Raw genomic sequence first — 21,220 nt, 5'->3', positions numbered from 1 at the left:
TGTTGCAGAACTCGTCCCAGCGAGGATTCACGCGGGGACTGCTGTAGGGTAAGCGTCCTCGCATGACGAAGCCTGAACCTGCCCGCTACCGCACGACGAACTGGAAATCCTGCAATGATACCCTGAGGCGGCGCGGATCACTGTTGATCTGGCTGGACAAGGACATGGCGTGGCTGGCGAACAGGGCGGGGCGGCCCGGCCGCCCGCGCGTATTCTCCGATGCAGCAATCCAGTTTTGCCTGATGGTGAAGGTGCTCTTTGGCCTGCCGCTTCGGCACACGACAGGCATGGTGGCCAGCATCCTGGAGATGGCCGGGCTCGATTGGCCGGTTCCGGACTTTTCCACGCCTCAAGCCGCAGACAGAAGACCCTTGCCGTTCAGATATCAAGCCGCCGCGCGCCAGGGCCGCTGAACCTGCTGGTGGACACTGAGCCATGGTGCCGCCACTGGTCCGAGGCCCATGGCGAAGGGGATCAAGTTTCCGGGTGACGGAGAATGGCTGGCGCGCAAGCACGGCACGCAACGTCGACGTCAGTATCGCAAGGTGCATCTGGCAATGGATACAGCCACCGGTGACATCCGGGCGGTGGAGTTCACCTCCAGCCGTGACGGTGACAGCCCCGTGCTGCCTGACCTTCTGGATCAGATCCCACCCGCCGAGCAGATCGGGACCGTGACTGGCGACGGCGCTTTCGACACCCGGCGTTGTCACACCGCAATCCTGGATCGCGGCGGCACCGCCGTTATCCCGATCCGCAAGAACGGGCGCCTCTGGAAGGAGGACTGCCCTGCCGCCCGCGCCCGCAACGACATCCTGCGGGCAAGCAAACGCTTCGGTCGGGCGAACTGGAAGCAGTGGTCCGGCTATCACGCCCGAAGCAGGATCGAGGCGAGAATGCCCTCGCAGGTTCGCTCGAACCTGTGGCGCTGAACCTGCTCGACCTCAATCCTTCGGCGAGCGGATCGCCTCAAGAGACCCGGACAGGCAAACGGCCGAAGTCCACATCCGCGTCGCGCTCATGAATCGCTTAAACGCACTCGGCACCGCCGAGATCAAGCGCGTGGCATGAAGTCAGGGGGGTAACGGAAACTCACCTCAGGAGGTGAGTTTTGCAACGCCCGTGGAATTACAAAGCCTGAACGGCCTCAGCTTCCCGCTTACCACCTTCTGGAGTCCCGCAGCAACGTTTGAAAGATCGTCCATTTTCGGCAATTTTTGCTGCTATGGACGTGCGATTTGGCAAAACTTACCAGTCGAAGACCGCTAATGTCGGTTCGGACGCCCTTTCCCGAACTTTTGTCAGGCAGGGCGGCCCAAGATACCGCCGCCTTTCCGAGGCTGCAAAATAAGCACGACAACAAGGGGATATCATGTTTCGCAGAACCTTTATGATGGCCGTCGCCTTGGCCGCCGCTCTGGGTACAGGCGCCGTGCAGGCCCAGGACAGGCTGAAGGTCGGGACCGAGGCCAACGGCCTGCCGTTTTCCTTCGTCGATCCAGCGACCGGCCAGCCAGACGGGTTCATGGTGGATGTGATCAAGGCTATTGCCCGGCACGAAGGCTTGGCCATCACCATCGAACCGATGGAGTTTTCGGCGCTGATTTCCTCGCTGACCTCGGGCAAGGTCGACATGACATCGGCGGCCATGTATGTGACCGAGGAGCGCAAGAAGGTCATCGACTTTTCCGAACCCGTCTTTGCCTATGGCGAGGGCATGGTCGTTCAGTCGGACGATGGCACCGCCTATACCGCATTTACAGAGCTGTCGGGCGAAACGGTCGGCGCGCAACTTGGGACCATGTATGTGGCGCCGCTGCAAAATGCCGGCGTGTTCCGCGAGGTCAAGGTCTATGACACCGTGCAGAACATGATGCAGGATGTGGCGCAGGGCCGCATCAAGGCAGGCTACGCCGACGCGCCGATCATGGCGCATTTCCTGGCCAAGGGACAGTTTTCGAACCTGAAGCTGGTGCCCAGCTATCAACCGGTCGTGCCGGGAGAGATCGCCGTCGCCGTGCCCCAGGGCAACGCCGACCTGCTCGCCAAGGTCAATGACGGCATCGCGAAGATCAAGGCAAGTGGCGAACTGGACGACTTGGTCCAGAAGTGGAACCTCCGCTGATCCATCCTTTTGCTTGTCAGTCAGGCGGCGGCTTCGCCCTGCGAGGGGCGGAGCCGTGCCCATAAGGAACACAGATGCAGAACTTTTTCAGCAACGCCGCCGAGTTCCTGCCCATACTCGCTGTCGGCATCAAGAATACCCTGATCGTCACCGCAGGTTCGCTGCTCTTGTCCACCGCGCTTGGTCTGTTCTGGGCGATCCTGCGGCTGTCCGGCAACGCCGTCGTGCGGGGCCTGGGCGCGACCATCGTGAACTTCCTGCGCTCGATCCCGATCATCGTGCAACTGTTCTATATCTATTTCGTACTGCCCGAGATCGGCATCGAACTGACTGCGGTGCAAGCGGCGATCCTGGGCCTTGGCATCGCCTATTCTGCCTATCAGGCCGAGGATTTCCGCGCCGGGATCCAGGCGCTCGACCGCGGCCAGATCGAGGCGGCGCAGTCGCTGAACATGTCGTATGGGCTGATGATGCGTCGCGTGATCCTGCCGCAGGCGATCAAGATCATCCTGCCGTCCTATGGCAACACCATGGTGATGATGCTCAAGGACAGCTCGCTGGCCTCGACCATCACGGTGGGGGAACTGTCGTTGCAGGGCAAGCTGCTGGCCGCCTCCACGTTCCAGAACACCACCGTCTTCACGCTGGTCGCGTTCCTTTACCTGGTGATGTGCGGCCCGTTGATGCTGCTGAACCGCTGGATGGAACGACGCATGTCAACCGGGCATCATTGAGGAGGGCTGGAGATGATCGAGTTTCAGGACGTTCACAAGGCCTATGGCCATTTCGAGGTGCTGAAGGGCATTACAGCCAAGATCGACAAGGGCGAGGTGGTCTGTATCATCGGACCGTCGGGATCCGGCAAGTCGACCATGCTGCGCTGCGTCAATGGGCTGGAAAGCTATCAGAAGGGGCGTCTTCTGGTCGAGGATCAACTGGTCACGCAAAACCCGCGCGACCTCAGCCGTGTGCGCGACAGCGTGGCGATGGTGTTCCAGCGCTTCAACCTGTTTCCTCACCGCACCGTGTTGCAAAACGTGGTCGAAGGGTCGATCTACGTCAAGGGCGAGGCACGCAAGTCCGCCGAGGAACGCGGCCTTGCCCTGCTGGAACGGGTCGGGCTGGCGGCCAAGGCGGACGCCTTTCCGCAGATGCTGTCGGGTGGTCAGCAACAGCGCGTTGCCATCGCGCGTGCGTTGGCTTTGCGTCCGCGCGCGATCCTGTTCGACGAACCGACCTCGGCGCTGGATCCCGAACTGGTGGGCGATGTGCTCAACGTCATGCGCGACCTGGCGAATGAAGGCATGACCATGGTCGTCGTGACGCATGAGATCGCCTTTGCCCGCGAAGTGGCCGACCGGGTGCTGTTCATCGACGGCGGCGTGATCGTCGAGGAAGGTCCGGCACGCGCGGTTCTGACGGAACCCAGGCACCCCCGGACCCAGGATTTCCTGCATCGCGTACTGCATCCGATCGATTGATGCGGCGAACTGCGTGGCGATTCCGGTCGATGAGAGGAGCGCAACGCATCTTTAGAAGGGATGTAGTCAGCCTTGATGGCAGCGGCAGGATCGACACAAGTGTCGTGGTGCTGCATGTAGGACATGTCCCTGCCCACTCCAGGCTGGATGCTTCCCGGTGTGATCTTATCGCCATGACGCATAGTAAGCTGCTGCCGGTTTCGTGGACACGACGATAAGATCGTGACCAAGGAGCTGGAGTGCCGATATGACGAGACGGAAGTTCAGCCGTGAGTTCAAAGTCGAGGCCGTCAAGCTGGTGGCGGACCGTGGCGTTGCGGTAGCGCAGGCGGCCCGTGATCTCGATGTTGAGAGCTGGCGCCATTCGTTTGAACAGACAGTCCGGTTCCGATAAGTGGATCGCCTGCGGGTTCAAGCTGCCTTCGGACAGGGCAGCGGTTGGTTGAAGTAGACCTGATCGGGCGTGAGCCGATCAAGTGCGCTGTGCGGTGCCGATTGTAGAAGTCCAGGTAGCGCAGCAGTGCGCCTCTGGCATGGCCGGCGCTGTCGTAGGCATGCAGATAGACCTCCTCGTACTTGAGCGACTTCCACAGCCGCTCGATGAACACGTTGTCGCGCAAGCAACCCTTGCCATCCATGCTGATGGTGATGCCGTGCTCCTTGAGCAATCCGGTGAAGGCCTGGCTGGTGAACCGACTGTCTTGATCGGTGTTGAAGATTCCAGGCGTGCCGTATCGGGCGATGGCGTCTTCCACGGCCTCGATGCAGAAGTCGATGTCCATTGTGATCGAGACGCGCCACGCCAGCATCCGCCGGCTGCACCAGTCGATCACGGCCGCCAGGTAGACGAAGCCCCGCGGCATCGGAATGTAGGTAATGTCCATCGCCCAGCCGCGCCCCGCTTTGGTCCTGCCACAGGATCGCGCGACCGGTATCGGCCCCGAACGGATCGAGGAAGCCCCGCATGTAATCCTTCGGCGAAACCCCTCGGCCATTGGCTGCGCGGTGAGTGGCCGGGCTGCTGCCAGCAGATCCTCCAGGGGATATGGCTCATCGCTGATGACGGCATGGCGCCCTTCGTGGATCAGGCCGGCGACCGATGCGGCCGCGGGGTTCATGCCGATAAGCCGCAACGCACGGTCGAATCGGGTGCGCTCGACCGCGAACTTGGCCAGCGCGGCGATGACCAGGAACAATGCGACTTGGTTCGGGGCTGGTCCGGCGACGGTTCCGACCCCTAGCCAACAGGCATCGCCTTGTCCAACGGTGACAAGCCCGCCCGAATACATCGCGCCTGTGCCCATGATGATCGGAAATGGCAATGGTGGCGGTGATCGGGTTGCTGCACGATCCTGGGCGGCGGGCCGGAGGGATAGCGCCAATCCAGCCCCTCGCGCGCCGGCCGGGCCGGCCGCGCCTGAGCGGGTTCTCCGTCCAGGGCTTCGTCGGGATAGTGATAGCGCAACTCGTCAAGCTGGAAGGCGCATTGTTCGGCGATCTCGACCGTGCGGCGGATCGGGCCCGGATAGCGATGGAAAAGCCGCGCCGGATCGTAGCCGGACTTCGGGCTGCGCGTGGCATTGGTCAGGCGGCGTTCGTCGATGGCGTCGATGGTGCAGCCCTCGCGCAGGCAGGTCAGCACATCGGCCAAGGGCCGCCGCGTCGCCCGATGCACCAGCACGTCGCCGACCGCGACCATGGCGGTGCCGGCGCCTTGTGCCAGATCGGCCAGCTGGTCGATCTGGCACCTGATCGCGCCCGTCATAGACCGGTGCGGCGCACAGAAAGCAGCGTCCGGGAAAGCGCCGTGCCAGCCGGGCGATGTCGTCCCGGATCTGCTGGCCATCCGCAGGGGCGTCTCCATCGGGTCCGGCAGCAGGGCGATCAGGATGCTGCCGGTGCAGGCGGCCTCAAGGTCGGCGCGATCGATGTGGCAGCTGCCCTCCCGGGCGCGGCGCTTGCCCAGCGACAAAAGCCAGCCCAGGCGCGACCAGGCGGCCACATCGCCAGGCAGCGCCAGCCATTCGATTGGCCTATTGGTCAGGCACAGCCGGGTGCTGGCGATCAGCCGTGGCAATGCCTTGTCCGGCAGGGCCGCCCTCGGGTTGGCGGTGACCGCCTGCGGCAGCACCTGCGGACTGGAATGGTCCATCACCTGCTGCGAGCGGATCAGCGGCGCCTTTTGCGCCGCCCGCCGGGCCGCGGCGGCCCGAACGCAGCCGGACATGGATCATGTCCAGCGCCAGCATCGCCAAAAGCGAGACGCCGACCAGCGGGAAGATCGCGCCGCCGATTGCCAGAATGACCAGGAGCCCGCGAAACACCCTTCGATCCTTGGGCAAGGGCGGCACGCCCAGCGAACCCGCGGGCCGGCGCTTCCACCACATCACCGCCGCCGAAACCGCCAGCAGGACGATGGCCGCGCAGGCCGCAAGAAGGATGGCCCGGTTCAGCCAGCCGAAGGTCTGGCCCATGTGCGTGTTGATGCCCCATTCCAGCCATTTGCCCAAAGGGCCGTAATCGGCATAGCTCATGTCCAGCAGCGCCTCGCCCGAATACTGGTCCAGATGCACGACGCGTTGCTGGCTCAGGTCGTCGGGATAGACCGAGCCGCTGAACACGCCCTCGGGCTTTTGCGGCAGGCTGACGGCATAGCCGCGATGCAGCCCCAGGGCATCGAACCGGGCGATGGCATCATCCAGCGTGATCGGCGCGCCATGGCCCGTGCTTTCGGGAATCTGCGCCTGCTCGAGCGACCATGAGGTCTTGGCGATCTGGTCGAGCGTCTGGCCGGACATCGGAACATTCACCCGCACCCCGTCCGGATAGCCGAAATTGCTGCCATTCGCCCATTCATTGACCTTGCCGCCCCAGACCCCCGACCAGGGCATTCCCGTGATTGCAAGAAAGACGATGAAGGCGCCGACAAAGAGCCCCGTCACCGCATGCAGGTCGCGCCAGAACACCCTCCGCTGCGGATTGCCCCGGACCGAGACCACGCCGCCCCTCTGCCCGCGCGGCCACCACAGATAGATGCCGGTGCCGACCAGCAGGATCGACCAGCCCGCCGCGATTTCGATGATATAGCGCGCATAGGTCCCGAAATACTTGAAGCTGTGCAGGGTGCGCACCGTCCACATCAGGGTCGATCTGTCCGGCATCGCGCCCAGGACAAGCCCGTCATAGGGGTTCACATAGACCGCCATCTTGCCCGCCTCCGTGGCAACCGTGATCTCGGTCGAAGCTCCCGCATCGGCGGGGTCGGTATATTTCACCGCCTTGCCCGGCACCGCATCCAGCGCCGAAGCGGCCAGGGCCGAAGGCGCCAGCCGCTGGCTGTCCTGCACCTGCACGCGCTTGAGGTCGGCATGGAACCAGTTGTCGATCTCGTCGTGATAGACATACAGCGCGCCGGTGATCGAAAGGGTGATCATGAAGGGCAGGACCAGCAGCCCGGCATAAAAATGCCAGCGCCAGACAGCCCGGTAAAGATCGCTCAGGCCCATGGCCGGGCGAGCGGAAATGCTGGAGTGAGACATTTGTCCTCGCATCTGCAAGGCCTGCCCGGGGCAGGCCGGTAACGGCTGGGACGGACCGTCAGTGGCCCGAATGCCCCGCATCGTGACCCTGGTGGGCGGCGGGGGCGGGACGCATGGCGCGAACATCGAAGGTCAGCGCGACCGCGCCCGCCTTCTCGAAGACCAGGGTCGCATCGACCGTCTGCCCCTCGGCGAAGGGCTCGGGCACCTGCAAGAACATCAAGTGATAGCCGCCCGGCTTCAGCGCGACCGTCTCTCCGGCGGGGATGGCCAGGCCGTCGGGCAGTTCGCGCATTTTCATCACGCTGCCATTCATGGTCATTTCGTGAATCTGCACCGCACCAGCCTGCGGCGAGCGGGCCGAGATCAGACGATCGGCGTTCGGGCCGTCATTGCGGATGGTCACATAGCCGCCTGCAACGGGGGCCTTGGGCGGCATGGCCCGGATATAGGCGTCCGAAAGCGTCATGCCCTGATGCGTGACGGGGTCCGCAACGGCGCCCGTGCCAAGGATGCCAAGGAAAAGCGCGCCCAGAAGCGGGGCGGCCAGAATACTGGATTTCATGGGGTTTCCTGTCGCGTGAACTGCATTTGCCGCTTGAGGGCGGCGCGGAGTTCACGCGACAGGAGGCCCCCGTGCCGCAGGGGTCAGCACCTCGGCGCGCAGTACGGCCAGCGCATGCGCCGAAACCAGATCGGCGGGGCGGCCCAGGGTCACGCTGGCGACAGCAGGAACCGGGGCCGCGTCCAGCATGGGTTGGGCATGCACCGACCAATCGCAGGGCGGTTTCGGCGTCTTGGGGACAGGTTCGCCTTGCCGGGCGCGGTACTCATCGGCCGGAACGACATCGCCGTCCTCGTCCAGCACCATTTCGACCGGCATGTGATCGGCGCACAGCACGACCATGAAGCTGTCGGGCGTCGTGCCTTGCGCCACCATCGTGCCCTGCGCCATCAGCGAGAGCAGCACGAAGGGCAGGACCAAGACCAGCGCCAGCATCCGGCCAGGGGCCGGGCTGGTGCAGGGAAAGGATCTGCCAAGCTGTCGCATCAGGAACCCGATTGCATGTCGGATCTATAGGCGCACGGCCCTGACCGCGCCAGGGATTTGAGATCCGCGCGGCATATTGCCGCGCGGAATGCGTTCGATGCCGCTGCAGGAAGGACCGATGTCAAGGTCCCGCACCAGCCAGCTGCCGGGGCGCGCTCATGCCGCGAGATCATTGCTCCAGCGCATAGGCGATGACGTAATCGCCGGGTTTCGTGCCGACCGAGCCATGCCCGCCCGCCACGATCACCACGAACTGGCGCCCCTCCTGTTCATAGGTCATCGGCGTCGCCTGGCCGCCCGCGGGCAGCCGCGCCTGCCACAGTTGCGCGCCGGTGGTCAGGTCGTAACCCCGGATGAAATCGTCGACCGCGGCCGCCAGGAAGGCCACGCCGCCCGCGGTGATGATCGGCCCGCCAATACCCGGCACGCCCAGCTTGAAGGGCAGGGGCAGCATCGTCATGTCGCGGACGGTGCCGTTCCGGTGCTTCCAGGCGATCTGGCCCGTCGTCAGGTCGGCGCCCGCGACATAGCCCCAGGGCGGCGCCTGGCAGGGGACCTTCAGCTTGCCCAGGAACGGCCCCATGACCACGCCATAGGGCGCGCCTTCGTTCCGGTTCAGGCCCTGTTCGCTGGCTTTCTCGCCCTCGCCCTTGGGCGGGATGTCGGCGCGCGGCACCAGGCGCGAGGTGAAGGCCAGATAGGTCGGCATCCCGAACATCACCTGCCGCTGCGGGTCGACGGCGATGCTGCCCCAGTTGAACGTGCCGAAGTTCCCCGGATAGACGATGGTCCCCTTGAGCGAGGGCGGCGTATAGCGCCCCTCGTAGTTCAGGCGGTTGAAGTCGATCCGGCACATCAACTGGTCAAAGATCGTGATCCCCCACATGTCGCGTTCGCGCAGGGGCGGAGGCGAGAAGCTCAGCGCCGATGTCGGCTGCGTCGGGGCGGTGAAATCCTCGGGGATCGCGCCCTTGGGGGCCGGCTCTTCGGTGACGGGCAGGATCGGTTCGCCGGTCTCGCGGTTCAGGACATAGATGTCGCCCTGTTTCGTCGGAGCGACCAGCGCGGGCACCACCGCGCCGTTCACGGTGAGGTCGACCAGGACGGGCTGCGCCGGAACGTCCATGTCCCAAAGGTCGTGATGCACCGTCTGGAACACCCAGGCCTGCTGCCCACTGTCGACCCGAAGCGCCACGACCGAGGAGGAATGCGCCTCGACCGCGGGGGAACGGCCCATGCCCAGCTGGTCCGGCACCTGGTTGCCAAGGGGGATGTAAACCAGCCCGCGCTGTTCATCGACGGAAAAAACCGACCAGCTGTTGGGGCTGTTGGCGGTATAGGTCTCGCCCGCCGCGATGTCGATCGGGGTGGTGTCGTCGGGATTGCCGCTGTCCCAGTTCCACAGCAGTTCCCCCGTGCGGATGTCGAAGGCGCGGATCACGCCCGATGGCGACTGGATCGAGAAGTTGTCGTTCACCGCGCCGCCGATGATGATCTTGCCCGCCACCGCGACCGGCGGCGAGGTCGAGTAGTAATAGCCCGCAGGGTTGAAGGGCATCCCGGCTTCAAGCCGCAGCACGCCCTGGTTGGCGAAGCTGGTGCAGACCTCGCCCGTCTCGGCGTTCAGCGCGATCAGCCGCGCGTCGGCGGTGGGCATGTAGACGCGGGTCGGGCAATCGTCGGGCGCGGCGGGCGTTGCCGGGGCGGTCGTTGCCGGCATGTCCGCCATGTTCCAATAGGTCACGCCGCGGCAGGTCTGGTGCTGGCGGTCCGGGTTCATTCCCGAATTCGCGTCATAGCGCCAGATTTCCTTGCCCGTCTTCGCCTCCAGCGCGATCGCGATGTTATGGGGCGTGCAGAGGTAAAGCTTGTCGCCGACCTTCAGCGGCGTCACCTGATAGGTCGTCTCGTTCACGTCGTCGGGGCGCTTCACGTCGCCCGTCTGATAGCGCCAGACCTCGCGCAGGTTTGCGACATTCGCGGTCGTGATCTGGTCGAGGGGCGAATAGCGCTGGCCGAAATTCGTGCGGCCGTATTGGTGCCATTCCTCGGGCGGGACGTCATTGCCCAGGGCCGGCGCCTCGGTCCGCGGCTCGGCATTCAGCGCGCCGTCCATGCCGTGCGGGTCCTGGACCATGGCATAGCCCGCCACCGCGACCGAAACCAGCGCAGCGATGCCGACCGGCCATCCCGAAACCCGCCCACCCCGGAGCGAGGGCGCGGAAAGCCCGGCCCGGACCGCCGGCAGGCAAAGCCAAAGGGCCATCAGCACGACCAGCCCGCCGCGTGGCGCCAGTTGCCACCAGTCGAAGCCGACCTCCCACACCGCCCAGACGAGCCACAGGATGACGGTGAGCGCGAACAACCCGATGGCGGCGCCGTTGCGGCGAAACAGCAGGACGGCCACGATCAGGATCGCGATGGCCAGCACCAGATAGGCGGGACTTCCGCCCAGCACGGCCAGCCAGCCGCCAAGCGCGGCCAAAGCGATCCCGATCAGAGCAAAGAGTGCTGCGGTGACTGAAAGCATGATTCTTCCCCTTGGCGATCTTCGATCAATCCTGGTCGATGGCATGAGGATTGCCGCTGTCCTGAGCCGGGGCGGTCCCGTCCCCGCCCGAGGGCATGACCGCATAAAGCACCACGATGGCCAGCACGATCACGGCCAGGGCAATAAAGATACGATTGGACATGGATGCTTCCTGATGTGCTGGGTTCGGATGAATTCGGAACGGCAAGGGCAGTTTTGTCGTGAAGGATTAACCGGGAAACCGATAAACTGGCCGCATCAGGCGGCGCTCAGGATATGCCGGGCGGGGCAAGGGTTGCCCCGGCTGAGTCGTTTCCATGGTAGCCGTGACTTTCCGATCTGCAAGGCCAGTTTCGCGTCTGCGTTGAAAGGCCGGGCCAGCATGCCTCGGGCGGTGGCCGGGAAAGGTCCTCAGCTAGCCTCGGTTAGACGCCTGCCCGAACGCCCGCCGGCAAGTTGGTCCCGCCCGCCTTTGCTGCTGCCTGCTCTTGATCGTGGCCCCGCGAGAAGGAAGGATGCGGGCTTTCTCATGATGCAAGGTCTCGTGCGATGATCGTCCGTTCCCGCCCCGGTCTGCTGACGCTGTTCTTCGTTCTGAAGGGATCGATCATCCTGCGCACCTGGCCGCAGCTTTTCGCCGTGGGCCTGCTGTCCGTGATCGTCGTGGTCGCGCATCGCCACGCACCGGACACCGTTCCCGGGATCAATCCCGCGCCGATGACGCTGATCGGCATCGCGCTGTCGGTGTTCCTCAGCTTCCGCAACAATGCCTGCTATGATCGCTGGTGGGAGGGGCGCAAGCTCTGGGGCCAGATTATCCAGTCGGCCCGGGACATCGCCCGGCAGACGGTTGTCCTGGATCAGGGGCAGGGCGGGCCTTCGCCCGAGCGGCGCGATATCCTGACGGCGATCATCGCCTTTGGACATGCCGCCGTCGGGCAGTTGCGGCAAAAGACCAGCGCGCGCCAAGCCGGCGAGCCGGCGCTTTTCGCCGAGCCTGCGGACGCGATCCTGCACGCCGTGGCCGCACAGGTCGGAGGGCTGCTGCGCCAGAACCGCCTTGCTGCCGTCGAGGCTCTGGGCCTGAACGACAGCCTTGGCCGGCTGACACAGGCCTTGGTCGGTTGCGAACGCCTGTCCAACACGCCCTTGCCCTTCGCCTATACGCTGCTCCTGCACCGGACGGCGTATCTGTTCTGCTTTCTTCTGCCGTTCGGCCTTGCCGACACGCTGGGCTGGTCCACCCCGCTGGCCGCCATGCTCGTGGCCTATACGTTCTTCGGGCTTGACGCCCTGGGCGAGGAACTGGAGGAGCCCTTCGGCTTGCTGCCCAACAACCTGCCGATCTCGGCCTATGCGACCATGATCGAGATCCATCTGCGCTCGGCCCTGGGCGAGACGGAGCTTCCTGCCATGCCGGTCCCTGTCGACTATGTCATGACGTGACGCGAAAGGGGAAGGCGCTCGGCCGATCCCAAAGAGATCGGCGCAAGAAAAAACCCCCTCTGCTTTCGCATGGGGGTTCGTTCGTCCTGGCTGGGGCAGCCCTGGCTCAAAGGCCGCGCGCGACCCGCTCGATGTCGCCACGAGTCAGGCCGATGTCGTTCAGTTCGCGATCCGACAGGCTGTTCAGTTCGTGGCGGGTCGCGCGGGCTTCGTTCCACGCGGCCAGCATCGAGAAGAGGTTCGCGACGATATTGCCAACACCACCAACAGCGGCCCCGCGGTTCATTTCCATCGTCGACATGTTCATCACCCGTTTCAGAATTGCCCGACCGTCGGGCAGTCTCTCCATGAACAGGGATATGGATTGTGCACCTGCAGAAATGTAGCCGCGAGATCGGCAAGGCCGCCATGCGTGACATGCAAGGTGGCTTGTGCGGCGCGGCGAGGGAGTTTGCGGGGGTTCTTGTCATAAACGGTTGGCGATGTCTCGAAAGTGCGCCTGACGGGTTTCGCTGGCGGCAGAGCCATGCCGTTGCGAGCAGACGAGCCCAGACACCGGCTTTCCGCCAGCGACCGAAGCGATTGTCGCAGGTTGTCGGCGGACCATAGCGTTCGGGAACCTCGGACCACGGCGATCCCGTACGAAACCGTTACAGAATACAGATCAAGCCGGGAGCAAGAGCCAGGATCGACAGCGTCATTGTCGCCGTTTCAAATGACCCGATGGGGCAGGCCGCCCGGCAATCTTGTAGATCGGCCCGACACACGCGCTCGACCCCCGCAAAGTGCCTATGGCGCTCAAGGCCATCCTTCCCCAGATTGGCCCTGCGCCCAGGCTGACGGGGCGGGTTATCGCTGAGGCACTCATGACCATTCGCGGGAAGCGTCGTGTCAGGCGTCGCAAGGCGGCCAAGCCGGGTGTTCCGGGCGCAACAGGCATTCGGCTGGCGCTGGGGCTGGCGCAACTCGCGGCACAAGGTATGACGGCACTGGTGGCCACGGCGAAGCCGCCGCGTAGCGCCAAGCCCGCGGAGAAAAGGGCGAACTCCAAAACTCGGGTGCCGGGCGTCGTCGGCCGTCCGAGGTCCAGCTTCAGCGCCGGGACGCACAGCTGTCCGCAAGGCAGCTTGCGCTATCGCATCTTCAAGCCCGGGGCGGCGGCCGGCAGCAAGCCGATGCCGCTTCTGATCATGCTGCACGGATGCGCCCAGGCGCCCGAGGATTTCGCGACCGGAACCGGAATGAACGCGTTGGCCAAGGAACGCGGCGTCATCGTGGTCTATCCCGGACAGTCAAGCAAGGCGCACTCGAACCGATGCTGGAACTGGTTCGACCCCGCCCACACCGCCCGGGGCCTGGGCGAGGCCGCGGCCATCGCCAGCCTCACGCGGCGCGTTCTGGACACGCATGGCGCAGATCCCGCGCGGGTCTATGTGGCAGGGCTTTCGGCGGGTGCCTCCATGGCGCTGGTGCTGGCCCATGCCTATCCCGACCTCTTTGCGGCTGTCGGGGTGCACTCCGGTCTGCCCCTGGGCGCAGCGCGGGATCAGGTGTCCGCGATCATGGCGATGCAGCGCGGCAATCCGGGCGTTCGACTGGACCGAGCCGTTCCCACGATCGTCTTTCACGGCAGCCATGACAGGGTTGTTCACCCGCGCAACGGCCGCCTTGTCGCGATCCGCGCACGCGAGCCCTACATTGCGCTGCGCCACGCGCAATCGGCCGGCCGCGCTGCAGGCGGGCATGCCTATGCCAAAAGCGTCGACCGGATCAACGCGGGCCGCCCCCTGGTCGAGCATTGGACCATCCGGGGCGCGGGCCATGCCTGGTCGGGCGGTTCGCCACGCGGCCGCTTCACCGACCCGAAGGGCCCCGATGCATCGCGCGAGATGCTGCGCTTTCTCCTGCGCCACAGCCTTGCCGCGCGCACCCGCAAGGCGCTGGCCTCGGCTCTTGCGCGCCAGGCTGGCTTGTCGTCCTTGCGGTCCGGCTAGGGCACGGACAGCCAGCCCTTCACGAAATCGGCGCGATCCTCCAGGCTCGTCCTGGGCAGTTCGATCATCTGATAGCCGAGCCGCGCATAGGTTTGCGCCATGACCCTGCCGGTCGCCTCGGCCTCCTGCCGGTCCTGCCTTCGCTCGCTGTCCTGCGTGAAGATCGCGTCCCAGAACGGAGCGATGAAAACCCTTTTGTTGTAAGGATAAAGGCTGGCCGCCGCCTCGACATGGGCCGGGACAGGCAGACCGCAGAGCGTAAGATAGCCAATGACATCCGGTATGCCCCGATCCATCAGAACCGGGCCGTCCAGCGCCCTTGCCTCGTGCCAGGACCGGAGTTCCCATCCCAGCATGAGTTCGGCAAACATCGACCTGTCCGACCAGGGCAGGGATGGCCCGCCGATCCGCACCTGATCCCGGATGATGGCCCGGCCGGCCTCGGGCATGCTGCGGAAGCCCTGGCGGGCCAGGGCACCGATCAGGCTGGTCTTGCCGGAACCGGGGGCCCCGGTCACGATGAACATGTGGTCGCCCATGTGCCACCCTCGCGTTCTTTTGTTGGAGAGATGCGCCGATGGCCCGAGCGTCGGCCGGGCCCTGTCGATGCGCTGGCGTGAGGTTAGCGGCGCAGGTGACTGGCGGCAATGGCTTCGTGACGGCCTCCGGTGCCGGGGGCGCGGGGTCAGTTCCAGGGATGGCGCGGCGGATGCGCGTCGTTGAGGTAGTAGTTGCCGACATGAAAGAACTTCCAGCGCACCGGGTCGTGCAGCGTATGCACGCGGGCATTGCGCCAGTGCCGGTCCAGCCCGTGCTGCGCCAGCGTGGAACGCGTGCCGGCCAGTTCGAACAGCGTGTTGGTGGCTTCGATGGCGATCTGCGTGGTCAACACCTTGGCCTCGCCGGTGCGGATCGTCGCCTGCGAGACATTGTCCAGCGTCGGATCGGCATGGGCGCGGTCGATGGCGCGGCCGGCGATCTCCAGCAGCGCCTCGGCGGCATGCAGGCGGATCTTCAGGTCGCCGATGGCGGCGATGGTATAGGGATCGTCGCTGGCCCGGTCCCGGCCGCTGTCGACCCAGGGCCGGCTGTGCGTGCGCACGAAGCGGATCGTCTCGTCGATGGCATTGCGGGCGATGCCGGCGTCGATGGCGGCCTGGATGATCTGCGACACCGGCCCCTGGACCGAGGGCGCGGCCGCCTCGTCGCGCAGCTTGACGGCGCGGTCGCGCGGCACACTGACATCCTCCAGCCGCACGCTGCCCGAGGCGGTGGTGCGCTGGCCGAAGCTCGACCAGTTGTTGGTGACGGTCAGGCCCGGCGCCTGGCGGTCGGCAAAGACCAGCCAGGCGCCGTCCTCGCCGATGGCGACGATGGGCACGACATGGGCCAGCAGCGCGCCGGTGGTATAGAACTTCTCGCCATTGACCACGGCCTCGTCGCCCTGGAAGGTCACCCGGGTCTGGAAATCGGCGACCGTCTTGCCGCCCAGTTCCGAAAAGGCGTTGCCGAAGCGCAGCCCCCGCAGCGCCCAGCCGAAGATCTGGCGCTTCTGCGCCTCGGTCGCGTCCAAGTCGACCACGTTCAGGATGGCGATGTGGTTCTGCGCGATCTGCGCCACCGCCGGATCGCCCGAGGCGACGATGGAGATCACCTTGGCCAGCGTCGCATGGGACAGGCCCGGCCCGCCATAGGCCTTGGGCACGTTGATCGACCAGATGCCGCTTTGCGAATAGAGGTCCAGCTCGCGCAGCGGAAGCAGCCCCTCACGGTCGCGCAGGGCGGCGTCGCGGGCGAAATCGGCGGCCAGATCCTGCGCGACGCGGATCGCCTCGTCGTCGCTGGTCAGGACATGGGCCGGGGTGGCGGGCAGCGGCCGGGGCGGCACCGGATCGGCGGAGTTGACGCGAGGATGGACCGAATGGTCGATCGGATTGGCGGTAGGCGAGCCCATGACGGATCCTTTGTTCTGGAACTGGCCCCGGGCGGGGCATGGGCAGAGGTTTTCAGCGCCCGGTGCCCGCGGCAAGCCGGACCGGATTTTCTTCTTGGCCGGCGGGCGGCGACGGTTTTCTCCGGCCCGGGGCGCGGGCGACATCAATCTTTTCCCGCACCCGCGCCGGCGGCTGATTCGGGCGCGCGCGGCGGATGGTCGAACAGTGCCGGCCTTTCCCGCCGCGGGCTGGAAGGGCAAGGTTTCTTCCGGCCAACCCATTGAAAAGAAAATGCCGTTTCATGGCGCGTCCCGGGGCCGGCGCCTAGACTTGCCGCCATGCCGAGACATGGCGTGCAATCAGGAGAGTGACCCCGTGACAGTCCAGAACCAGTGGCGCCGCGCGCCCGACACCGCCGAACTGAAGGCGCGATTCCGCCCCGTCTTCGACCGCATCGCCGAAGGCGCGGTCCGGCGCGAGATCGACCGCAGCCTGGCCCATGAGGAGATCGGCTGGCTGAAGCAGGCGGGCTTCACCGCGCTGCGCGTCCCGGTGGAACTCGGCGGCGCCGGGGCCAGCCTGGAGCAGTTCTTCGACCTGCTGATCGACCTGGCCGAGGCCGACACCAACCTGGCCCAAGGGTTGCGCAGCCATTTCGCGTTGGTCGAGGACCGGCTGGTCGCACCCCGCGCCGAGGGCGAGCCCTGGCTGCGCCGTTTCGCCGCGGGCGAGATCGCCGGCAACGGCTGGACCGAGGTGGGCGAGGTCAAGCTGGGCGACACCATCACCAAGGTCACGCCGCAGGGTGACGGCTTCCGGGTGGACGGGCGGAAATACTATTCCACCGGCACGATCTATGCCGACTGGATCGACGTCTATGCCACGCGCTCGGACGATGGCGCGCCGGTGATCGCGCTGGTGGCAGCGGATCAGGAGGGCGTGCAGATCAGCGACGACTGGACCGGCTTCGGCCAGAAGCTGACCGGCACCGGCACCACGGTCTTCGACAATGCCCGTGCCGAGGCGGTGATCCCGTTCGAGCAGCGCTTCCGCTATCAGACGGCCTTCTACCAGCTGGTGCTGAACGCGACCATCACCGGCGCGGCGCTGGCTGCGGTGCGCGATGCGGCGGCGCTGGTCGCCCGACGCAAGCGGGCCTTCTCGCACGGGTCGGGGACCGAGGTGCGCTTCGATCCGCAGGTCCTGCAGGTGATCGGCAAGGCGCGCGCCCTGGCCTATGCCGCCCGCGCCGCCACGCTGGAGGCCGCCCGCGCCGCGCAGCGCGCGCATGACACCGCGCAGGGCGGCGACAAGGCCGCCGACGACGCCGCCAATGTCGAGGCCGAGCTGCAATCGGGCGCGGCGCAGGTCGCGGCGATCGAGCTGGGGCTGCGGGCGGTGACGGATGTGTTCGACGCGCTCAGCGCCAGTTCGACCGACCAGGGGCTGGCGCTGGACCGGCATTGGCGCAATGCCCGCACGGCCGCCAGCCACAACCCGGCGATCTACAAGCAGCGCATCCTGGGCGACCATGCCGTGAACGGCACCGAGCCGGTCTATGTCTGGCAGATCGGCGCCGTCGCCGGCTGAACCGACGCGAACGCCCCCGGATCGCTCCGGGGGCGTTGTCATGCGGGATCGGGGGGATTCAGGCCGCGTCGCCCAGATAGATGCGGTGCAGATCGTCGCGGGCGGCCACATCGGCCGCCGGGCCCTCCAGCGCCACCCGGCCGGTGTCCAGCACATAGGCGCGCCGGGCATGGGCCAGCGACAGGGTGGCGTTCTGTTCGGCCAGCAGAAAGGCGATGCCCATGTCGCGGTTCAGCCGGGCGATGATCTGGAAGATCTCCTGCACGATCTTCGGCGCCAGCCCCATCGAGGGCTCATCCAGCAGCACCAGCCGGGGCCGGGTCAGCAGCGCCCGGCCGATGGCCAGCATCTGCTGTTCCCCGCCCGAGGTCAGCCCGGCCTGCGTCGCGCGCTTGTCGCGCAGCCGGGGGAACCAGTCATAGATTTCCTCCAGCGCACCGCGCAGCGCCGCCCGGCCGGGACGGCGCAGGAAGGCGCCGGCCTGCAGGTTCTCCTCGACCGTCAGATGCGGAAAGACGTGGCGGCCCTCCAGCACATGGACCAGGCCGCGCCCGGCCAGCCGGTTCGTCGGCAGGCCCAGAACGTCCTGGCCATCCAGCCGGATCGCGCCCTTGCGGACCTGGCCGCGATCCGCCGCGATCAGGCCCGAGATCGCCTTCAGCGTGCTGCTTTTGCCGGCGCCGTTCGCGCCCAGCAGGGCGACGATCTCGCCCGGCGCGACGGTCAGGCTGACATCGGCGACGGCCAGGATGCCGCCGTATCCGGCCTCGATGCCTTCGACGCGCAGAAGTTCGGTCATGCTTGCCTCCTTGGCGAAGGGGCGGGGGCAGGGCGCCCCCGCCGCCGGGTCAGTTGGTCAGTTCGCGCGGCGCGATGCCGTGCTCCTTGGCATAGGCCGCCGATTTCGCCTCGATCAGCGGGCGCAGCGTGTCGTGATCGGCCCGCACCCAGTCGCTGATCGGGGTCCATTGCGCGCCGTCCCATTGCTGGACGCGCACCGCGCCGCCGCCCTCGTGATCCTCGGGCGTCAGGTGCAGGTTCTGCACCAGCCCCTTGAAGCCCGCGCGTTCCAGCGCCGCGTCGTCCAGCTTCAGATGCTCCAGCGCCCATTGCCCTTCCTCGGAGGTGATCGGGCGGTTGCCGAACCTGGCCTGCGCCTGGCGCACGATCTCGACCGAGATCAGCGCGTCGACCAGCCCCGAGTTGTAATAGACCGAGCCGAAGGCGGAGGTGTCGCGCAGGTCCGACTTGCCGGTGTCGATGATGTGGTCCTTGAGCTTTTGGGAAATCTCGAACCCGGTGCCGGCGGGATAGGGGGTCAGCGCCAGATAGCCCTTGGCGGCATTGCCGGCGGGGATCACGTCTTCCTCGGAACTGGCCCAGACATCGCCGATGATATGGTCGGCCGGGATGCCGAAGCGCGCGGCGGTCTTGATCGCGACCGGGGTCGAGACGCCCCAGGTGCGCAGGAACACCCAGTCCGGTTTCTGCTCGCGCACCTGCCGCCATTGCGCCGATTGCTCGTTGCCGGGGTCGGCGACCGGGATCTGGATGTTCTCGAAGCCGTACTTCTGCGCCAGCAGCGCCAACGGCTCTTGGGTTTCGCGGCCATAGGCGCTGTCGTGATAGACGGTCGCGATCTTCTTGCCCCTGAGCTTCTCGAACCCGCCTTCGCGCTCGGCGATATAGTTCACCAGCGCCGAGGCCTCGGAATAGAAGGTCAGCATCACCGGGAACATATAGGGAAAGACCCGCCCGTCGGCGGATTCGGTGCGCCCGTAGGCCAGCGTCACCAGCGGGATATTGTCGGCCGCGGCGCGTTCGGCCAGGGCATAGGCGGCAGGCTGGCCGTTCGGGAAATAGCTTGCCAGCGGCGCGCCGTTCAGCCCGTGCTTGAAGCGTTCATAGCATTCGATGCCCTTTTCGGCCGTCCACTCCGTCTCGCATTCCTGCCAGACGATGGGCACGCCGTTGATGCCGCCCTCGACCTCGTTGATATAGCGGTAATAGTCGATGCGGCCGGCCCAGATCGAGGCGCCCGAGGCCGCGTAGGGGCCGACGCGATAGCTGGCGATCGGGAAGAACTGCTTGTCGCTGTCGGGGCCGGGACGGGTCTCGATGGCCTCTGCGGCGGTGGCGGCCAGCAGCGCGGCGGTGGCCAGGGTCAATATGCGTTTCATCATGTCACCTCAGGAAGGGTCGGTTTCCGCCGCCGGATTGCGCGGCGTGATCTTGTGTTCTTTCGCGTAGGCGGCGGACTTTTCCGCGACCAGCGCCTTGACCAGGTCGGTGTCGGCCTTGATCCAGTCGGTTTGCAGCACCCATTTCGCGCCGTCCCACTGCTGGATGCGGGCCGCGCCGCCGCCCTCGTGGTCGGTGGGCGTGATGCTGATCGGCTGCAGCAGCCCGTCGAAGCCGATTTCCTTCAGCCGCGCCGGGTCGATGGTCAGGTGCTCGAAGGCCCAGCGGCCTTCCTCGCCGTTCAGCGGCCGGGCGCCGAACCTGGCATAGCCGGTGCGCAGCGCCTCGACTGCCAGAGCGCCGTTCACCAGGCCGATGTTGTAGTTCACCGCGCCGAAGAATTTCGGGTCGCGCAGGTCGGATTTGCCCTTGTCGAGAATCGCGGCCTTGATGCGCCGATGGATCTCGAAATCGCTGCCGCCGGGATAGGGGGCCAGCGCCTGGTAGCCCACGGCCGCCTTGCCCGCCGGGATCACGTCGGATTCGGACCCGGCCCAGACATCGCCGATGATATGGTCGGCCGGAAAGCCGAAGCGCGCCGCCGTCTTGATCGCGACCGGGGTCGAGACGCCCCAGGTGCGCAGGAACACCCAGTCGGGCTTCAGTTCGCGGATCTGGCGCCATTGCGGCGATTGTTCGTTGCCGGGGTCGGCGACCGGGATCTGGATGTTCTCGAACCCGTATTTCTCGGCCAGTTTCGCAACCGCCGCCTGGGTCTCGCGGCCATAGGCGCTGTCGTGATAGAGGGTGGCGATCTTTTTGCCGCGCAGCCTGTCATAGCCGCCCTCTTTCTGGGCGATATAGGCGATGCCGGTCGTGGCCTGGCTGTAATAGGAAAACAGCAAGGGGAAGGCATAGGGAAAGACCGTGCCGTCGATGCTTTCGGTCTTGCCGCCCGCCGGGTCGATCAGCGGGATATGGTCGGCCGCGGCCTTTTCCAGCAGCGCATGGGTCGCCGGCGTGCCATGGGTGAAGAAGAAGGCCAGCGGGCTGCCGTCCTTGCCGTTCTTGACCCGCTCATAGACCTCGACGGTGCGGTCGGGGGACCATTCGGTCTCGAATTCCTCGTAGTTCAGCTTCACGCCGTCGATGCCGCCCTCGACCTCGTTGACATAGCGGAAATAGTCCAGCAGGCCGGCCCACCACAGCTCGCCCGACGAGGCATAGGGCCCGGTGCGATAGGTGGGCAGCGGGATGTATTGCGCGGTCTCGGCCTGGATGGCTGTGGGCGTGACCAGGGATGTGCCGGCCAGCAGCGCGGCAAGGATCAGGTGTTTCATGAGGTCTCC

Annotated in this window: 18 protein-coding genes and 4 pseudogenes; 8 read left to right on the top strand and 14 right to left on the bottom strand. The window is 66.0% G+C overall.

What is annotated here, in order from left to right:
• The first annotated feature begins 62 nt into the window (after nucleotides 1-62).
• The 5 genes and pseudogenes from BU28_RS22730 to BU28_RS24640 all read left to right on the top strand — a co-directional run.
• Nucleotides 63-1,071, top strand: a pseudogene (locus tag BU28_RS22730) (IS5 family transposase).
• Nucleotides 1,072-1,372: 301 nt separating this feature from the next.
• Complete coding sequence (locus BU28_RS0111045; RefSeq protein ID WP_028719534.1) at nucleotides 1,373-2,125, top strand: ABC transporter substrate-binding protein; 753 nt, start codon at nucleotides 1,373-1,375, stop codon at nucleotides 2,123-2,125.
• A gap of 74 nt (nucleotides 2,126-2,199) precedes the next feature.
• On the top strand, nucleotides 2,200-2,859 hold the full coding sequence (locus BU28_RS0111040) for an amino acid ABC transporter permease (protein ID WP_028719533.1): 660 nt from the start codon (nucleotides 2,200-2,202) through the stop codon (nucleotides 2,857-2,859).
• Nucleotides 2,860-2,871: 12 nt separating this feature from the next.
• Nucleotides 2,872-3,606 (top strand): amino acid ABC transporter ATP-binding protein, encoded by a 735-nt coding sequence (locus tag BU28_RS0111035; protein WP_028719532.1) that lies wholly within the window; start codon nucleotides 2,872-2,874, stop codon nucleotides 3,604-3,606.
• 247 nt (nucleotides 3,607-3,853) lie between these two features.
• Nucleotides 3,854-3,955, top strand: a pseudogene (locus tag BU28_RS24640) (transposase); the annotation flags it as partial.
• A gap of 62 nt (nucleotides 3,956-4,017) precedes the next feature.
• Here the strand turns inward: BU28_RS24640 and BU28_RS25440 are convergent.
• The 7 genes and pseudogenes from BU28_RS25440 to BU28_RS25435 all read right to left on the bottom strand — a co-directional run.
• A pseudogene (locus BU28_RS25440) lies at nucleotides 4,018-4,496 on the bottom strand (transposase); the annotation flags it as partial.
• A gap of 347 nt (nucleotides 4,497-4,843) precedes the next feature.
• Nucleotides 4,844-5,683, bottom strand: coding sequence for a PHP domain-containing protein (locus BU28_RS0111020; protein WP_028719531.1), 840 nt, complete (start codon nucleotides 5,681-5,683; stop codon nucleotides 4,844-4,846).
• On the bottom strand, nucleotides 5,640-7,145 hold the full coding sequence (locus BU28_RS22720; protein ID WP_081791349.1) for a PepSY-associated TM helix domain-containing protein: 1,506 nt from the start codon (nucleotides 7,143-7,145) through the stop codon (nucleotides 5,640-5,642). Before BU28_RS22720 ends, BU28_RS0111020 begins: the two co-directional genes overlap by 44 nt.
• 58 nt (nucleotides 7,146-7,203) lie before the next feature.
• Complete coding sequence (locus BU28_RS0111010; protein ID WP_051578127.1) at nucleotides 7,204-7,710, bottom strand: copper chaperone PCu(A)C; 507 nt, start codon at nucleotides 7,708-7,710, stop codon at nucleotides 7,204-7,206.
• Between the two features lie 51 nt (nucleotides 7,711-7,761).
• Nucleotides 7,762-8,196, bottom strand: a complete 435-nt coding sequence (locus tag BU28_RS22715; protein WP_143809744.1) for a hypothetical protein — start codon at nucleotides 8,194-8,196, stop codon at nucleotides 7,762-7,764.
• Between the two features lie 169 nt (nucleotides 8,197-8,365).
• Nucleotides 8,366-10,726 (bottom strand): glucose/quinate/shikimate family membrane-bound PQQ-dependent dehydrogenase, encoded by a 2,361-nt coding sequence (locus BU28_RS0111000; protein ID WP_233145041.1) that lies wholly within the window; start codon nucleotides 10,724-10,726, stop codon nucleotides 8,366-8,368.
• 25 nt (nucleotides 10,727-10,751) lie between these two features.
• Nucleotides 10,752-10,889, bottom strand: a complete 138-nt coding sequence (locus BU28_RS25435; RefSeq protein WP_155992535.1) for a hypothetical protein — start codon at nucleotides 10,887-10,889, stop codon at nucleotides 10,752-10,754.
• 386 nt (nucleotides 10,890-11,275) lie between these two features.
• Between BU28_RS25435 and BU28_RS0110990 the strand changes: the two genes are divergently transcribed.
• On the top strand, nucleotides 11,276-12,172 hold the full coding sequence (locus tag BU28_RS0110990) for a bestrophin family protein (protein ID WP_028719528.1): 897 nt from the start codon (nucleotides 11,276-11,278) through the stop codon (nucleotides 12,170-12,172).
• Between the two features lie 106 nt (nucleotides 12,173-12,278).
• Here the strand turns inward: BU28_RS0110990 and BU28_RS0110985 are convergent, their stop codons facing one another.
• Entirely contained in the window at nucleotides 12,279-12,473 is a 195-nt protein-coding gene (locus BU28_RS0110985; RefSeq protein ID WP_028719527.1) for a DUF1127 domain-containing protein, read from the bottom strand.
• 238 nt (nucleotides 12,474-12,711) lie between these two features.
• Nucleotides 12,712-12,822, bottom strand: a pseudogene (locus BU28_RS24630) (transposase); the annotation flags it as partial.
• A gap of 141 nt (nucleotides 12,823-12,963) precedes the next feature.
• Between BU28_RS24630 and BU28_RS22710 the strand changes: the two are divergent.
• On the top strand, nucleotides 12,964-14,166 hold the full coding sequence (locus tag BU28_RS22710) for an extracellular catalytic domain type 1 short-chain-length polyhydroxyalkanoate depolymerase (RefSeq protein WP_233145040.1): 1,203 nt from the start codon (nucleotides 12,964-12,966) through the stop codon (nucleotides 14,164-14,166).
• Here the strand turns inward: BU28_RS22710 and BU28_RS0110975 are convergent.
• Both BU28_RS0110975 and BU28_RS0110970 read right to left on the bottom strand, forming a co-directional pair.
• Entirely contained in the window at nucleotides 14,163-14,705 is a 543-nt protein-coding gene (locus BU28_RS0110975; RefSeq protein WP_028719526.1) for an AAA family ATPase, read from the bottom strand. The genes BU28_RS22710 and BU28_RS0110975 overlap by 4 nt on opposite strands.
• Nucleotides 14,706-14,851: 146 nt before the next feature.
• Nucleotides 14,852-16,120: an SfnB family sulfur acquisition oxidoreductase gene (locus BU28_RS0110970; protein WP_028719525.1), complete on the bottom strand. Its 1,269-nt coding sequence runs from the start codon at nucleotides 16,118-16,120 to the stop codon at nucleotides 14,852-14,854.
• Nucleotides 16,121-16,475: 355 nt separating this feature from the next.
• On the opposite strand from BU28_RS0110970, the gene BU28_RS22705 reads away from it, so the two are divergent.
• Nucleotides 16,476-17,690, top strand: coding sequence for an acyl-CoA dehydrogenase family protein (locus tag BU28_RS22705; RefSeq protein ID WP_036762669.1), 1,215 nt, complete (start codon nucleotides 16,476-16,478; stop codon nucleotides 17,688-17,690).
• 58 nt (nucleotides 17,691-17,748) lie between these two features.
• On the opposite strand, the gene BU28_RS0110960 is transcribed toward BU28_RS22705, so the two are convergent.
• From BU28_RS0110960 to BU28_RS0110950, 3 genes are read right to left on the bottom strand one after another with little or no spacing between them, the layout of a single operon-like run.
• A complete protein-coding gene (locus BU28_RS0110960) occupies nucleotides 17,749-18,489 on the bottom strand; it encodes an ABC transporter ATP-binding protein (RefSeq protein ID WP_028719524.1) in 741 nt (246 codons plus the stop codon).
• Nucleotides 18,490-18,538: 49 nt separating this feature from the next.
• A complete protein-coding gene (locus BU28_RS0110955; protein ID WP_028719523.1) occupies nucleotides 18,539-19,870 on the bottom strand; it encodes an ABC transporter substrate-binding protein in 1,332 nt (443 codons plus the stop codon).
• Nucleotides 19,871-19,879: 9 nt separating this feature from the next.
• Complete coding sequence (locus tag BU28_RS0110950; protein ID WP_028719522.1) at nucleotides 19,880-21,211, bottom strand: ABC transporter substrate-binding protein; 1,332 nt, start codon at nucleotides 21,209-21,211, stop codon at nucleotides 19,880-19,882.
• Nucleotides 21,212-21,220 lie beyond the last annotated feature (9 nt).

The sequence above is a fragment of the Paracoccus yeei ATCC BAA-599 genome, assembly GCF_000622145.1.
In the GTDB taxonomy this organism is placed as follows: Bacteria; Pseudomonadota; Alphaproteobacteria; order Rhodobacterales; family Rhodobacteraceae; genus Paracoccus; species Paracoccus yeei.
This window is presented reverse-complemented; position numbering and strand designations above follow the sequence as displayed.